Source organism: Candidatus Binatia bacterium (assembly GCA_029248525.1).
In the GTDB taxonomy this organism is placed as follows: domain Bacteria; phylum Desulfobacterota; class Binatia; order UBA12015; family UBA12015; genus UBA12015.
Genome location: JAQWJE010000039.1, coordinates 122,501 through 136,946 on the forward strand (window position 1 = coordinate 122,501; position 14,446 = coordinate 136,946).

Annotated in this window: 16 protein-coding genes; 13 read left to right on the plus strand and 3 right to left on the minus strand. The window is 60.3% G+C overall.

Features of this window, described 5'->3' with window-relative positions:
- Nucleotides 1-70: 70 nt before the first annotated feature.
- The 4 genes from P8K07_08655 (at nt 71) to P8K07_08670 (ending at nt 5,283) form a co-directional block, all read left to right on the plus strand.
- Nucleotides 71-535, plus strand: coding sequence for a VOC family protein (locus P8K07_08655; protein MDG1958593.1), 465 nt, complete (start codon nt 71-73; stop codon nt 533-535).
- Nucleotides 536-635: 100 nt separating this feature from the next.
- Nucleotides 636-2,411 (plus strand): ABC transporter ATP-binding protein, encoded by a 1,776-nt coding sequence (locus tag P8K07_08660; GenBank protein MDG1958594.1) that lies wholly within the window; start codon nt 636-638, stop codon nt 2,409-2,411.
- Entirely contained in the window at nt 2,408-4,240 is a 1,833-nt protein-coding gene (locus P8K07_08665; GenBank protein MDG1958595.1) for an ABC transporter ATP-binding protein, read from the plus strand. Before P8K07_08660 ends, P8K07_08665 begins: the two co-directional genes overlap by 4 nt.
- Nucleotides 4,237-5,283 (plus strand): aminopeptidase, encoded by a 1,047-nt coding sequence (locus P8K07_08670; protein MDG1958596.1) that lies wholly within the window; start codon nt 4,237-4,239, stop codon nt 5,281-5,283. The genes P8K07_08665 and P8K07_08670 overlap by 4 nt, the downstream gene beginning before the upstream one ends.
- Here the strand turns inward: P8K07_08670 and P8K07_08675 are convergent.
- Complete coding sequence (locus tag P8K07_08675; protein ID MDG1958597.1) at nt 5,235-5,882, minus strand: pentapeptide repeat-containing protein; 648 nt, start codon at nt 5,880-5,882, stop codon at nt 5,235-5,237. The genes P8K07_08670 and P8K07_08675 overlap by 49 nt on opposite strands.
- A gap of 141 nt (nt 5,883-6,023) precedes the next feature.
- On the opposite strand from P8K07_08675, the gene P8K07_08680 reads away from it, so the two are divergent.
- Nucleotides 6,024-6,221 (plus strand): hypothetical protein, encoded by a 198-nt coding sequence (locus tag P8K07_08680; GenBank protein ID MDG1958598.1) that lies wholly within the window; start codon nt 6,024-6,026, stop codon nt 6,219-6,221.
- Here P8K07_08680 and P8K07_08685 read toward each other — a convergent pair.
- Together P8K07_08685 and P8K07_08690 are read right to left on the minus strand one after the other, a co-directional pair.
- Nucleotides 6,203-6,682 (minus strand): tRNA (cytidine(34)-2'-O)-methyltransferase, encoded by a 480-nt coding sequence (locus P8K07_08685; GenBank protein ID MDG1958599.1) that lies wholly within the window; start codon nt 6,680-6,682, stop codon nt 6,203-6,205. The genes P8K07_08680 and P8K07_08685 overlap by 19 nt on opposite strands.
- Nucleotides 6,652-7,116: a DUF1285 domain-containing protein gene (locus P8K07_08690; protein ID MDG1958600.1), complete on the minus strand. Its 465-nt coding sequence runs from the start codon at nt 7,114-7,116 to the stop codon at nt 6,652-6,654. Before P8K07_08690 ends, P8K07_08685 begins: the two co-directional genes overlap by 31 nt.
- A gap of 93 nt (nt 7,117-7,209) precedes the next feature.
- Between P8K07_08690 and P8K07_08695 the strand changes: the two genes are divergently transcribed.
- From P8K07_08695 to P8K07_08730, 8 genes are all read left to right on the plus strand, one after another.
- Nucleotides 7,210-8,487, plus strand: a complete 1,278-nt coding sequence (locus tag P8K07_08695; protein ID MDG1958601.1) for a prolipoprotein diacylglyceryl transferase — start codon at nt 7,210-7,212, stop codon at nt 8,485-8,487.
- On the plus strand, nt 8,474-9,235 hold the full coding sequence (locus tag P8K07_08700) for a M23 family metallopeptidase (GenBank protein ID MDG1958602.1): 762 nt from the start codon (nt 8,474-8,476) through the stop codon (nt 9,233-9,235). Before P8K07_08695 ends, P8K07_08700 begins: the two co-directional genes overlap by 14 nt.
- Before the next feature lie 74 nt (nt 9,236-9,309).
- Entirely contained in the window at nt 9,310-10,704 is a 1,395-nt protein-coding gene (locus P8K07_08705; GenBank protein MDG1958603.1) for a S41 family peptidase, read from the plus strand.
- 6 nt (nt 10,705-10,710) lie between these two features.
- Nucleotides 10,711-12,102: an exodeoxyribonuclease VII large subunit gene (xseA, locus tag P8K07_08710; GenBank protein MDG1958604.1), complete on the plus strand. Its 1,392-nt coding sequence runs from the start codon at nt 10,711-10,713 to the stop codon at nt 12,100-12,102.
- The gene (gene xseB, locus P8K07_08715) at nt 12,083-12,337 is read left to right on the plus strand and encodes an exodeoxyribonuclease VII small subunit (protein MDG1958605.1); all 255 of its coding nucleotides are present in this window, start codon (nt 12,083-12,085) and stop codon (nt 12,335-12,337) included. Before xseA ends, xseB begins: the two co-directional genes overlap by 20 nt.
- Entirely contained in the window at nt 12,334-13,242 is a 909-nt protein-coding gene (locus P8K07_08720) for a polyprenyl synthetase family protein (protein MDG1958606.1), read from the plus strand. Before xseB ends, P8K07_08720 begins: the two co-directional genes overlap by 4 nt.
- Complete coding sequence (locus P8K07_08725) at nt 13,214-13,966, plus strand: TlyA family RNA methyltransferase (protein ID MDG1958607.1); 753 nt, start codon at nt 13,214-13,216, stop codon at nt 13,964-13,966. The genes P8K07_08720 and P8K07_08725 overlap by 29 nt, the downstream gene beginning before the upstream one ends.
- A gap of 33 nt (nt 13,967-13,999) precedes the next feature.
- Nucleotides 14,000-14,443, plus strand: a complete 444-nt coding sequence (locus P8K07_08730) for a hypothetical protein (protein MDG1958608.1) — start codon at nt 14,000-14,002, stop codon at nt 14,441-14,443.
- The last annotated feature ends 3 nt before the right edge of the window (nt 14,444-14,446 follow it).

Here is a 14,446-nt window from a genome sequence, read left to right on the forward strand (position 1 = left end):
CCCGCGGGAGCGGCTCGCAAGCAGCACTTATGCTGTTGCGCTCGTCTCGCGCCTGAGCGAGACTCTCTCCATGTCAGAGCGACCGTTTCGAATTCTAGGGGTGCAGCAGATCGCTGTGGGTAGCGAGAGCAAGGATCGGCTGCGGAAGTTGTGGGTCGACCTTCTCGGGCTTGAGGTGCATGGGACGTTCCGCAGCGAAAAAGAGAACGTCGACGAAGATATTGCCGTGGCGGGAAAGCCACCTTTTGCCGTGGAAGTGGACCTGATGGAGCCGATCGATCCCCAGTCGCGGCCAAAGGTGCACGTCCCGCCCCTGAACCATGTGGGTCTGTGGGTAGATGATCTGCCCGTTGCGGTCGAGTGGTTGGAAGCCCAGGGGATGCGTTTTGCTCCGGGCGGCATTCGGAAGGGGGCTGCCGGCTTTGATGTCTGTTTCGTTCATCCGGTCGGGAATGAGGCATCCCCGATCGGCGGGGAGGGCGTTTTGATCGAACTTGTTCAGGCTCCCGACGATATTATCGAGTCTCTGGGCTGACGGGACGAGAATCCCGGATCACTCGCGTCCGGTTGCTGTCCCGCAGAATCGTGGGGCGGCTGTTTCTTCCGCAGCTGCGGGAGGTTAGGCTTGTCAGGGCATGAAGCGCCTGTGGCAAACTGTACTGCAATATCGCGCCCGCTGGATCGCAGGCTGCGTGATGCTGCTGGTGACGGCATCGCTGGCGATGGTCATCCCGCTCCTGCTGCGGGAAGCGGTCGATCAAATCGCAGGGAGTACGCCAGCGCCGTCCGGCCGTGGCGTTGGATTTTTTGTGGGCTGGATCCTCGCAATCGCGGTCGTGCAAGGCGTGACCCGCACGATCTCGCGTTTCCTGATCTTCAATACGGGCCGCGATGTAGAATATGATCTCCGAAACGACTTGTTCCGACATTTGGAATCGCTCTCTCCGGAGTTCTACAAGGGGCATCCGACCGGCGACCTGATGTCGCGATTGGTGAATGATATTTCGGCAGTCCGCCTGATGCTCGGGCCGGGCATTCTGAACCTGATCAATACCCCCATCTACTATATTTACGCGTTGACGATCATGTTTTCGATTGATCCCGCGCTCACGCTTGCGGCATTGGCGCCCTATCCGTTGGCCCTTTTGTTCATCAAAAGCACGACGCGTCAATTGATGGAGGGGCAGCTGCGGGTGCAGGAGGGCATCGCAAGTCTCACCAATTCAATTCAGGAACACGTGAGCGGTATTCATGTGGTCAAGGCCTATACGATGGAGGAGCGCGAGCAGGAGCGCTTCGCGGGGGAAAACGAGTCCTTCCGCGAAGCGAGCGTGGACCTTGCCAAGCTGCGTGGGATGATCGCTCCGGTGACTCGTCTGGTCAGTGCTTGTGGCATTCTGATCGTCCTCTGGTTTGGTGGCGCCAAGGTTGCCCGGGGAACTCTGCAGTTGGGCGACCTCGTGGCGTTTATGGGCTACCTGCACCTTTTGGCCTGGCCGACAATGGCATTGGGTTGGATGATCTCCATTGTCCAGCGTGGTCGCGTAGCGATGGAGCGACTTGAGGAGATCTTCCTCGTTGAGTCCTCCCTCAGGGTGGAGAGGCCTGTCGCCGAGCGTGTCACGCCGACCGTTCGTCGGGGCGCGATCGATTTTCGGAATGTGAGCTTTGCCTACCCGGATGATCCAGAGAATTTGGTTCTCGAGGATATCTCGCTGCAAGTCGAAGCAGGCGCCACCGTCGCAGTCGTGGGCCGGGCGGGTGCCGGCAAAAGTAGTTTGATTCAGCTGATCCCAAGGCTTTTCGATGCCACCGCAGGCGAGGTTCGTGTGGATGGACGGAACCTTCGTGAGTTTGATTTGGTGCGGCTGCGACAATCGATAGCATTCGTGCCGCAGGATCCATTCCTTTTCTCGACCTCGATCGCCGATAATATCGGTTTCTCGATTCCTGGCGAAGGGGAACACGATTCCTCTTCCCAATCGGAAAGGGTCGAGGAGGCCGCCGCCTGGGCGGCCGTTGACGGTGATGTGGATTCCTTTGCCCACGGCTACAGCACGATGGTTGGTGAACGTGGGATTACCCTCTCCGGTGGCCAGAAGCAGCGCGTGACCCTGGCGCGGGCGCTGCTTCACGACGCGCCGATCCTGATTCTTGACGATGCCCTTTCGAGCGTGGATACGCAGACCGAGGAAGATATTCTGCATTCGCTCGGCGACCGCCGGCAAGGACGGACGTGCCTGATTGTCGCCCATCGCCTTTCGACGGTGCAGGACGCGGATCTGATCGTCGTTCTTGACGAGGGGCGGGTGGTCGCGCAGGGCAAGCACGAGGAATTGCTTCGTGATTCCCGCCTCTACAGCGATTTGTTTCGACGGCAGATCGTGGAAGAACGATTGGAGGCGCTGTGAGCAAGGCCGCCAATACTTCGCTCGCTGATCAGGGAATTCACGAAGAAGCGAAGGTCCAAAAGGCCTACGACCGGCAGCTTCTCGCCCGGCTGTGGCCGTTTTTGCGTCCCTATCGTGGGGTGTTCGCATTATCCTTGATCTTGTTGCCGATGATCTCGGCATTGATGCTCCTCCAGCCGTATTTGATCAAGGTTGCGATCGATGAATACGTATCCAAGGGAGATCCGGACGGACTTGGCCGTATTGGCGGTTATTTCCTCGCGGCGCTGCTCGCCGAGTTCTGTCTTCTTTATATCCAGTACTACCTGACGATGTGGCTGGCGCAGCATGCATTGGCCGATTTGCGTGCGACCCTGTTTGCTCATCTGGGCCGGCTCCCGCAACGTTATTTCGATCGGAATCCAGTGGGCCGGATCGTCACGCGATTGACGACGGATGTGGATGTGCTGAACGAAGCATTTTCGTCCGGCGGTATGACCATCTTCATGGACCTGCTGACCTTGGGCGGAATCGTGGGCGTGATGCTCTGGATTGACTGGCGTCTCGCGTTGGTCACCTTTTCGGCCGTTCCCATCCTGCTTTTTTCGATTGATTTTTTTCGGCGCAAGGCCCGCGTTACCTACCGACTGATTCGCGAGCGAGTGGCCGGGATCAATAGCGTCTTGCAGGAGTCGATCTCGGGGATGACCGTGATCCAACTTTTCGCTCATGAAGCTGCGAGCTTTGTCACTTTCGAGCGACAGAATAAATTGCATCGAGACGCCTACCATCGCGCCAACCTCTATGAGGCGTCTCTCTTTTCGGTGGTCGAGGCGGTGAGTTCCATCTCGGCTGGGCTGGTGATTTGGTACGGGTCCGGGCAGATTCTGGCGGGAGTTGTCGCCTTCGGTACATTGGTGGCGTTTATCGAGTATCTGCAGAAGTTTTTTGTCCCTATTCGAGATTTTTCGGCAAAATACGCAGTCCTGCAATCGGCGATGTCTGCGGCTGAAAGGGTCTTTCAATTATTGGACGAGGAGGTCTCGATTGCAGGCGGGCAAGACTCCAGGACCCCCGCACCCGACGCTGTGGCCCGCGGATCGGTCTCCTTCAAGAATGTGTCTTTCGCCTATCGAGGCCGGGAAAACGTACTCCATGATATCTCGCTCGAGATTCGGCCGGGCGAGACGCTTGCGGTCGTCGGGGCCAGTGGTTCGGGCAAGACCACGTTGACCAAATTGATTGGTCGGAGTTTCGATGTGAGCGAAGGATCGGTTTGCGTATCCGGCATCGATGTTGCGGATTGGGATCTTCATGCTCTGCGTCGCGAGGTGGGAATCGTCCTTCAGGATGCCTTTCTTTTTCGGGGTACGGTTGGGGAAAATGTTTCGCTTGGACGGGCGGATACCTCCGAGGCCTTGGTCCGCGAAGCAATTGAGGCAGCCAGCCTCACCGAGTTTGTCGCAGGCCTCTCGGGAGGGCTTTCCGAGGAGATCCGCGAGCGCGGAAATAATGTCTCCGTGGGACAACGGCAGCTTCTGGCATTCGCACGAGCGCTTGCCTACGACCCCCGGATCCTGATTCTGGATGAGGCCACGTCGAGCGTGGATACCGAGACGGAGAGCCGGGTGCAGCACGCTCTGGATCGATTGTTGGCGGACCGCACCGCAATTGTGATTGCGCACCGACTTTCGACAATCGAAAAAGCCGATCGAATCGTCGTGATGCATCACGGCCGGATCCACGAGATTGGCACCCACCGTGAATTACTGGAAGCCGACGATCTTTACGCTCGCCTGCACGCTCTGCAGTACGTTCGGAGGCAAAACCGGGGCGGTTCGGCGGCATGATCTGGCGCCGGTTTATGATCGGTTGTCTGCTGACCGTGACTCTTGTTGGATGCGGGGGTTGTTCGCCCCTCTATATTCTGGAGGGAGCGGTGGTTCAGGGGCGAATCTTGCTGAGTCGTGAGCCGTTGGTTCGTGTGCTGAACGACCCGACTCTCAAGCCGACCGCGCGTCTCAAGCTCGAACTCCTGATGGAGGCGCGGACCTTTGCGGCCGAGGCGCTCGATCTCGATGTCGGCGATGCCTACGGCAGTTATGCCGAGGTTCCCGACGGCGCTCTGGTCTGGGTGGTGTCCGCGGCGCGGCAAACTCGACTGGAGAGTTATTCGTGGTGGTTTCCGATCGTCGGCACGGTCACCTACAAGGGCTTCTTCGACCGAGGTGATGCGGACGAGCTTGCGGCCTCGTTGCAAGCTGATGGCTGGGATACCTATGTACGGCCATCGGGCGCATTTTCTACTCTTGGTTGGTTTGATGATCCGGTCTTGTCGAACTGGCTCCGTCGCGACGACGTGGCCTTGGTCGACCTGCTTTTTCACGAGCTGATCCATCGAAGTTTTTACAGGGCGGGGTATACCGATTTCAACGAATCCTTTGCGTCCTGGGCGGGGCGCGCGGCGGCCTACGAATTTTTCCTCGAGCGGGAGGGATTGGAGGCAGCCAATACGAAACTGGCTCGGGAACGTTTGGAGGCCTCCTTTACCGGCTCTGTACAATGGGGGAAGCGCATCGATGCCTTGCGAGATTTCTACCGGCGAGCGGCAATGGGGAAATGGCCACTCGAGAGAATTCTGGTGGATCGGCAGGAATTCTTCCGAGCCTTTGGCGATCCGCAGCGAGTGAATAACGCAGTGATTCTTGCCCGTTGGGCCTATCGCAAGGACCTTGGCGATTTCCGCTGCGCGCGGGAGCATTCGGGGCAGGAACTGGCTGTAGCGATTGCGCAAACCTGGGAGCGTAGCCTGAGCTCCAAGGACCCTTTTGCGGCGATCGGTTGTCAGGGTGTGTCGGGGCAGGCCGAGGGCGACCCCTCGGGTCGCTCGTAGTCGCTCAGGGAGGCCGGAAATTCGGGTGGGTTTTCGCCGGACCAGCAAGCGCTGGTGAGTTGTGCTGCAGTGAGGCGTTGCTCATGAGCCTGGCCGATCGCATGGGGCCATCCCATGCGTGCTCCACTCAGATTGGCACCGGTCAGGTCGGTGGCGCGCAGAAAGGTGTGTCGCAGGTCGGCCTCGCGCAGATCAGCGCCCTGAAGGTTGGCCTCCTCGAGGTTGGCCCCGTTGAGCTTTGTTCCACGGAGGTTGGCTCGTTTTTGCTCGTCGCTGAAATCGGAGCGAGCGAGCTCGGCATTGGTGAGATCTGCGCCCGGAAGAGCAATGCCCCCGAGGTTTCGACCTTCAAGCTCGATCCCGAGCATGGAAACTTTGCACTCGCCCAATAATTCCAGCTGCGCGACGCTGAGCTGAGGCTGCCGATCGGCCTCATCGAGGAGGAATCTTGCCTGAACGAGGGCGAGACTATCGCATCCCGGCGCGGCAGCGGCCTCCTTGGCTTTCGGTTCCGACCCGATCGCCTCGGCCGCATCGGCTTCCCTCGGGACGGGAACTATGAGAGAAAACAGCAGGGATACGCGAATGAAGAGGCTCATGATCTTAGAATCCACGGAAAGGCTCGCAGCTGCAACCTCGCCACGGAATCCCGGGGCTCGGGTTTCGTGCTGAGCGAATCCGATTGGTTATCGTCTTCCGCGGGTCTCCCTTCGGGCTTTTGTGCGATCTGCGATCGCCAGGTGCTGCTCAGTCAGGAGGAGGGCGACCTCTGGGCTTGTGTTCACTGCGAGGCAGCCGTGGCCTCGGCGGAATTGGTGGCCGAAGAAGAAATCGGCGAGTTGGGCTATTCGGTGGTTGAAGAACCCGCCGCCGGTTGCGGGACCGGGTGCGGCGCGGGGGGATGCGGCCCCGGACGTCTTCAGACGACCGCTAGCTGACGTAGTCCTTCGTAAAGAACGATCGAGACGGCGTTGGCGAGGTTCAGGCTTCGGACGCCGGTCCCCGGCATCGGGATATGCCACAGCGGGTCGAGCGATTGTTTGAGCTCGGCTGGTAGGCCGCGCGATTCCGACCCGAAGATGAGGGCGTCGCCCTCGTTGTACCTCGCTTCGGTATAGCTCCGTTGCGCGTGGGTACTGAATCCAAACAGGGCGGAAGGCTCAACCTCCGCGACGAAGTCAGCGAAGTCGTCGTGCGTATAGAGGTCCACAAACGGCCAGTAGTCGAGGCCAGCTCTTTTCAAATAGCGGTCCTCAAGGGAGAAGCCCAGTTCACCGACGAGATGCAGGGGGCTTCCGGTCGCGGCAGCCAGGCGAGCGATGGATCCGGTATTCTGGGGAATCTCGGGCTCGACCAGGACGATATGCATCAGCTTGCGCCCGCATCCGGAAGGATCCATCGTCGTTGATCCGGGCCGGGGAGGAAGAACTGACCGTTTTCTTCGATGGCATGCGATAGCAGTTCAATTTGCGGGGCGCGAAGGAAACGTACTCGATGCTGGCCCTGCTTCGCCCGGCCCGAGAGAACATGCTCTGCCGAGAGGGTGAGGGTCTCGGGGTCGAGCGCCTCCGCGGTACCGTCGTTCAGACCGATGGTGAACCCATGCGGGCCGTTCCCGTCCACGCGAGCCACAACCCAGGGCGTGTCCTCGATGACGACCTGAGCGCGTTCGTCTCCCATCAGGATCCACCATTGGCCGTCCTCAAGTTGCACCAGATGGCGTGAAAAAAGATCCGCTATTCGGGGGTTCTCGATTGGTTCGCTGTCGGAATACCACCGGCCATCCTTGCCGAAGCGAATCTCGCCGCTCTCAATTGCCCAAAATCCTGCCATTCCCATAGAATCTCAGCATTCCACCGGATTGTGGGTCGGGCAAGCTCCCCAGACCTTTCGGGTTGGGCGAGGAGTGTATAAGGAAGAGTCTGCATGGTTCCTGTTCTATTTTCGATTGGTCCGGTCTCGGTCTACAGTTTCGGTTTGATGCTGGCGCTGGCTTTTCTCGGGGCGTCTGCAGTGCTCGTCCGGAATCTGGAGGCCCGAGGACTCGATGGCGAATGGGCCGGACCCATCACCTGGCGCGCAGTACTCGGCGGCGTGGTCGGAGCACGGCTACTCTCGGTCGTGAACAACTGGGACCTTTTCCTCGCAGATCCGGTTGGTCAGCTGTTTACGGGCGCCGGCTTCGTTTTTTTCGGAGGACTGGCCGGTGGTCTCATCGCTGTGTCGGTATGGATCTATCGGCAGGGGCTGTCGTGGATGATGATGGCCGACACGATCGCCCCGTCTGTGGTGCTCGGGCAGGCGGTGGGCCGAATTGGCTGCCAGCTCGCAGGGGACGGCGATTGGGGCACGGTCACAACGCTGCCCTGGGGCATGGCTTACCCGGACGCGATCTTCGGCTGGACGCACGCCTCGGGTGTCCTGGTGCATCCGGCTCCCGTTTACGAGAGTCTGATCTACTCGCTGATTTTTGTAGTCCTGATTCGTATGTTGCGCGCACCCGAGCGCTGGCGTGACGGGTCGGTGATGTTCACCTTTCTGGCCCTGTCGGGTCTGGCGAGGTTTGTCGTGGAGGACGTTCGTATCGAACCAAGGATCTTTATGGATTTGACGGAAGCACAGTGGATCGGTCTGCTGATGGTGGTGGTGGGTGCCGTCGGTGTGTATCTCGTTCAGAAATCTTCGCGGGGCCTTGCCGGGATTGGCGGGATCCTTCTGCTCGTTCTGGCGGGAGCGTGTACCTCGGGACCGCCGACGGCACCGGATTTCCGCGCTCAGACGCTCGAGGGCAAGTCGTTTCGGCTCTCGGCGCAACGCGGGAAGGTCGTGCTTTTGAATATTTTCACGACTTGGTGTCCGCCGTGCCGGGAGGAAATGCCTTCCATGCAGCGACTGGCGGATCAGCTGGCCGATGAGGACTTCATGATCGTTGCGGTGGCCGAGGACGATGCCGGAGCACCCGTCGTCAAGGAGTTCGGAGAGGAACTGGAAATCCGCTTTCCCCTGCTCACGGAATCGTCGGGTGCTGTCGGTCAGAGTTACAAGATCTCCGGGTATCCCGAGACCTTCGTGATCGACCGGAACGGTCGGCAATTGGCGCGGATTATCGGCCCACTGGATTGGGACCGTCCAGCGCTCGTCGCCGACCTGAAGCATTTGATTCGAACTGGAGAATGGCGTCGCGGCCCGGATGGTCGGCCCTAAGCAAATTATCCTTCCGGGGCTTCTCCTACTACTGGTGATCACGCCGGCTATCGGCAAGGTAGGACTGCCACGCGCGGTACAGGTCGAGCTTCGGGTCGTCGCTCGCGAACTGGCGGTCAGTCGACGAGCTCAACTCCTCGCGAATCGAAATGCTGTAGCGGCACAAGAGGCGGTTCTGGCAGCCACGACCGATGAAGGCGGGCGCGACCTCCCCGACCTTCGTCGACGTGCCGAGCGTGCCCGAGAGGTCTTCTATTTCTGGCAATCGCGTTGCGTCTCCCTTGAGCAACGCCGCGGCGACCTGCGAGAAAGACGTCGTGCGTGGCGTCGCTCGGATGGCGCGATCGCACCGAGGCAAATGCCCGCCGCGGGGGCAGTTGAGGTCCCCTTCCGTTCGGATCGAAGTCGCTCGGGCTGGGACGGGGGGATCGGAATCCGGGTGGAGGCGGGCGATTGGGTGCGGGCTGCGGCTCCGGGAACCGTCGTCTTTGCCGGAACTTTACCGGCCTATGGGGGCGTCGTGGTTCTCGATCATGGATTGCGGGTCTTCACAGTCTATGGCGGTCTGGGAGGCGCTGAGGTGGCGCTGGACGCTCCGGTTTCGGTCGGTGCTCGCCTCGGCCAGGCGGACCTGGAGGGCGGCGGCCTGGTGTACTTTTCGGTTCGACGAGGCCGGGAGGCCCTCGACCCGCAGAGTTGGCATCGGGAGCTGGAATCAGGAAAATCTCTCGAATCTTCGCAGGAGTAGGCGCAAGCCTCAATTATCGGCTAAGATCCAATGATGCTTTTGTTTTGTGGAACTGCTTCTCGGGGAACGCGTGTATGATGCGGCGTCGTGCACCTCGAATCAATCCGATTTTGCTGGGACTCTGCGCGGGCATTGTGATCGGTGCTCTACTGCTCGGCGGAGGCGGAGCCCAGCGGGTATCTGCGGTCGATCAGGACTCCTACGACGAGCTTGAGACCTTCACCAATATTCTGACGATCGTCCAGAAAAACTATGTCGAAGAAGTCGGTACGCAGGAGTTGATGGAGGGCGCTGTCAACGGGATGCTCGCCTCGTTGGACCCCCATAGTGCGTATCTCACGCCTGAACTCTACAAGGAATTGCAAGTCGACACCAAGGGCAGTTTCGGGGGACTGGGGATCGAGATCACCAATCGGAGCGGTGTTTTGACAGTGGTCTCGCCGATTGAAGACACCCCCGCTTTTCGTGCCGGTATCCAGCCGGGCGATCAGATTATCAAGATTGAGGAAGAACTGACCAAGGATATGTCGCTGATGGATGCGGTGAAGCTGATGCGCGGTCCGAGGGGAACCGACATCACCATCTCGATTCGTCGCGAGGGCGTAGCCGAATTTCTGGAAGTGACTCTGACCCGCGAAAATATTCAGATCGAGAGCGTCAAGTTCAAGACCCTCGATGGCGGGTATGGATATATCCGGATCACCCAGTTTCAGGAGCGAACCGGACCGGCCGTCCTCGAGGCTCTGGCCGAATTGGGCGATGGCGCGAACGGTCAGATGGAGGGTTTGATTCTGGATTTACGGAATGATCCCGGAGGGCTTCTCTCGCAGGCGGTTCAAGTCTCGGATGCGTTCCTCGATTCGGGAATGATCGTCTATACCGATGGCCGGCTCGAGAATCAGAAGCAGAAGTTCTTTGCCCGCAAGGCGGGCAGTCATATGGACTTTCCGATGATCGTCCTCGTCAATGGCGGTACGGCAAGTGCCGCGGAAATCGTTGCGGGCGCCCTTCAGGACCATCATCGTGCTCTGGTTCTCGGAACGGAGACCTTTGGCAAGGGATCGGTCCAAACCATTTTGCCACTTGATGAATCATCGGCACTACGATTGACGACGGCTCGTTACTACACGCCGAGCGGTCGGTCGATTCAGGCGACGGGGGTAGTCCCCGATATCTACTTCGAAAACGAAGTTTCAATCCAGCGGGGCCTCAAGCCGGCGGGCAAGCCGCTGGTGCTTCGCGAGTCCAATTTGCCAAAGCACCTCGAGAGCGGTGAACCGGGCCCGGAGGGCAAGGATGGCGAAGCAGTCGAGCCGGTCGAGGACGCCGAGCCTGTGGCCGCCGAGGAGGGCGAAGATCTCTCCCTGCCGAAGCTGGGCGAGCCCGGACGTGATCCCCAATTGGATAGAGCTCTGGATCTGCTCAAGAGCTGGCAAGTCTTCAGCACCATCGACGCGCAGCGCGGCTGAGGTTGCATGGGGACCGATCCGTCAACGCGTGATCGCCGACGTGCGGTCTCGATCCGCCGGTTCGTGACCCGGATTCAGGTCGGGCTTGAGGAATCCTTCCCGGGGAAGTTCTGGATTGAGGGCGAAGTATCGGGCTTGAGCACCTCTCCGCAGGGCCATTTGTACTTTTCTCTCAAGGAGGAAAAGGCTCAGGTGTCGGTTGTTGTCTGGGCGAGTCGGGTGAGCGGACTCGCCGTCAAGCCGGCGGATGGAATGGCCGTTGTGGCCCGTGTCGCAAAGGTCGATTTTTACGGACCGAGCGGGCGTCTGTCGCTCCATCTGGATGGTCTCGAGGCGTGCGGCGAGGGGCAGATTGCCCGGCAATTGGAGGCGAATCGAAAGAAGTTTCAGGCAGAGGGTCTTTTCGCGGAAGCTCGCAAGCGTGCCCTGCCATTTCTGCCGAGAACGATTGGTGTCGTGACGGCTCGGCAGGGTGCCGTGATCCACGATATCCGGCGGACGATCGAACTTCGCTTTCCTGAACGGCGAATTCTTCTGCGGCCCGCACGCGTGCAGGGACCAGGGGCGGCGCGGGATATTGCCGAGGCAATCGATGACCTGAATCAACAGCCAGAGGTTGACGTGCTGATCATCGGCCGTGGGGGTGGTTCGGTGGAGGATCTTTGGGCGTTTAATGAAGAGGCGGTGGTTCGCGCGATCGCGCGGTCCGAGATTCCGGTAATTTCGGCGGTGGGCCATGAATCCGATTGGTCCCTGGCCGACGCCGTCGCCGATGTGCGCGCCGCGACGCCGACAGCAGCGGCGCAGATGGCGGTGCCCATCAGGGTGGAGTTGGAAAATGAAGTTGCGCAGCTCGCTCGTCGGTTGGACACAGCCGTCGCGGCCGGGTTGGAGAAACGACGCAGCTTTCTCGAACGCGCGGCTGTGGTCCTGCGGGATCCGGAACGTCTGGTGGTAGAGCGCCGGTCTCAGTTGGGAGGAGTTGCCGGCCGCTTGCGGGGTGCACTTTTGGCCCTGACTCCGGTACGGCGACGTGACCTGGAGCTCTTCGGGCGGATGTTGCGTGAGCGACTTCCCCGGCCCGAAGTGCACGGCCACCGACTCGATGACCTGAGCCGGCGAATGCTCCAGAGCATCTCGAAGCAGACCGACCGGGAAGGTACCCGGCTCGCTTCGCTCGGAGCGCAGCTGGATGCACTGTCGCCGCTGGCCGTGCTCGATCGAGGGTTCGCTCTTGCCCGACGCTCCGATGGTTCGATCGTGCGCGAGGCAGCGAGCTTGAAGCCTTCGGAAAGTCTCCACTTGCGATTGGCTCAGGGGGCCGTTTCTGCTCGTGTGGAGAAGATTTTTGACACACTTGATGTGGATGAGGAGAACGATGACGGCAAAGAAATCTGAGAAGCCGGGCAGCGACCTTACCTTTGAGGAAGCTATGGCCCAACTCGAGACGATCGTCTCCCGCCTGGAGCAAGGGAATGTTCCGCTGGAGCAATCGCTGGCGTCCTTTGAGGATGGTGTTGGTCTGTTGCGTGCCCTCCACAATCGACTCGGGGACGTCGAAAAGCGCGTCGAGGTATTGGTGCGGGATGCGGCTGGAGTCTTGCGTCAGGAAGATATGGGAGGGGACGAGTGAAGCCCGTTGATCTGGATGCTTATCTCGCGCAACGGCGCTCGGAGGTGGATCGGGAACTAAGGAGGATCCTCATCGCCCGTGAAGGGCGTCCGACGGCGCTGACTCGGGCAATGCAGTATGCAGTGCTGGGTGCCGGCAAGAGAATTCGTCCGATTCTGGCCATGGCGGCGGCTGAAGCCGTCGGTGGCGGACGTTTGCGGCGCCGTGCGTTGCGCCCGGGCTGTGCTGTGGAAATGATCCATGCGTACTCGCTGGCACACGATGATTTACCTGCCATGGATGACGACGACCTTCGTCGGGGCAAGCCCTCCTTGCACAAGAAATTCGACGAGGCGACAGCCATTCTGGCTGGCGACGCCTTGCTCACGGATGCGTTCGAGGTCCTGGTGCCTCGGGGTTCGCAGGGCCCCGAAGATACGGCTCGCAGCTTGCGTGTCGTGACGGAAATCGCTCAAGGCGCCGGGAGTACCGGGATGGTGGCAGGGCAGGTCGCTGACATGGCCTCAGAGGGGATGAAGCGACCGACGCGGCGCACTGTGGATGCGATTCATGCACGCAAGACAGGCGCATTGATTCGAGCTTCCGTCCGCGCGGGAGCCATCGTTGGCGGAGCAGATTCCGGGGAGCTGCGTGCTTTGACGCGCTTTGCGGAGAGTTTCGGGTTGGCCTTTCAAATTGTGGATGATCTCCTGGACGAGACGGCCGATGTCGCCATACTCGGGAAGGCCGCCGGGGGGGATCGTGCAAGAGGCAAGGCCACGTATCCGGCGATCCTCGGTCTTGAGGGCGCCCGTGCCGCCGCCGAAAAGGAGCGCAAGACAGCGCTGCGCGCGCTTGCACGTTTCGGGCATCGTAGTGAGCCACTAGGAGCGATCCTTGACCGCGTCTTTGCGCGAGCGTCTTGATACGCGGATCGTTGCGCTCGGCCTCGCAGAGAGCCGGGAGCGCGCCAAGGGAGTGATTCTCGCTGGTCTGGTCAGCGTTGACGGCGAACGAATTACGCAAGCCGGGTTTCGCGTGCGCGAGGAACAGTCGATCGTCGTTGCGGGTCCGGAGCATCCCTTTGTGTCTCGCGGGGGTGTGAAATTGGATGGCGCGCTTCGGGCATTTGATTTCTCCGTGCGTGAACGGGTCTGTTTCGATGTGGGAGCCTCAACGGGCGGCTTTACGGACTGCCTTTTGCAGCGGGGCGCCTCCATCGTCCATGCGGTAGATGTGGGCTACGGTCAGCTGGCATGGAAGCTTCGGGAGGACTCTCGAGTCCTCGTGCGTGAGCGTACCAATGTGCGAACGCTCCCAGCGTCCTCTCTCGACCCGGTTCCCAGCCTTGCGGTCATCGATGCATCCTTTATTTCCCTGCGATTGCTGCTCGCACCGACTCTCGCTCAACTCGGCGGATCGCGAGAGATTATTGCGCTGGTGAAGCCTCAATTCGAGGTCGGTCGCGAGAAGGTCGGCAAGGGCGGGCTGGTCAGCGATCCCGAAGTTCGACGCGAGGCGGTGGAAACGGTGTCCGAGGCCGCCGGGCAATTGGGTTTGCGGGTGGCGGGTATCAGCGATTCGACGCTCCCGGGTGCAAAAAAAGGCAACGTCGAGATCTTCCTGTACCTGCAGGCCTCTGCCAGTTGAAAGAAAAGCGCCCCCCGGGTAACTAGGGACACCGTGGGATGGTTTACGACAGAGAAAAGCGCGGTCGCCGATGAACTGGAGGCTCTCTACAGCGAGTACCGTCGACTCGAGCGACAACTCGACGAGCATGCCGAAAAAGCGCCGTATCCGCAGGTCGCCACCCGACTCAAGGCGCTTTTGGTGAACGAGGGCGAGAATGCAGCCAGCGTGTCGGCTCGTTTGGCCGTGCTGGGGCGCTACGCCGAGTCGGATGGCACCGCTCGTCTTCGTGACGGTAGCAACTCATGGGAGCGCCTGATCGGGAATCTGGACGATTATCGGGCCTTGATTCGCACTCTGGGGCAACTCTTTGTCCGCTGGGATGATGAGAGCCCGGAGGACGCCCTGCTGGTTCGAGACCTGCGAGAGAGAGCGCAGTTCGGTCGGATGGAAATATCCGATATGATCTCCCGCGCCGATCCGCATGCCTTGAATTGATTG

Coding starts and splice junctions, on each gene's coding strand:
- P8K07_08705 (MDG1958603.1), top strand. CDS start 9,310: ATGATGCGGCGTCGTGCACCTCGAATCAATCCGATTTTGCTGGGACTC.
- P8K07_08690 (MDG1958600.1), bottom strand. CDS start 7,116: ATGGCAGGATTTTGGGCAATTGAGAGCGGCGAGATTCGCTTCGGCAAG.
- P8K07_08660 (MDG1958594.1), top strand. CDS start 636: ATGAAGCGCCTGTGGCAAACTGTACTGCAATATCGCGCCCGCTGGATC.
- P8K07_08695 (MDG1958601.1), top strand. CDS start 7,210: ATGGTTCCTGTTCTATTTTCGATTGGTCCGGTCTCGGTCTACAGTTTC.
- P8K07_08675 (MDG1958597.1), bottom strand. CDS start 5,882: ATGAGCCTCTTCATTCGCGTATCCCTGCTGTTTTCTCTCATAGTTCCC.
- P8K07_08685 (MDG1958599.1), bottom strand. CDS start 6,682: ATGGATCCTTCCGGATGCGGGCGCAAGCTGATGCATATCGTCCTGGTC.
- P8K07_08655 (MDG1958593.1), top strand. CDS start 71: ATGTCAGAGCGACCGTTTCGAATTCTAGGGGTGCAGCAGATCGCTGTG.
- xseB (MDG1958605.1), top strand. CDS start 12,083: ATGACGGCAAAGAAATCTGAGAAGCCGGGCAGCGACCTTACCTTTGAG.
- xseA (MDG1958604.1), top strand. CDS start 10,711: ATGGGGACCGATCCGTCAACGCGTGATCGCCGACGTGCGGTCTCGATC.
- P8K07_08700 (MDG1958602.1), top strand. CDS start 8,474: ATGGTCGGCCCTAAGCAAATTATCCTTCCGGGGCTTCTCCTACTACTG.
- P8K07_08670 (MDG1958596.1), top strand. CDS start 4,237: ATGATCTGGCGCCGGTTTATGATCGGTTGTCTGCTGACCGTGACTCTT.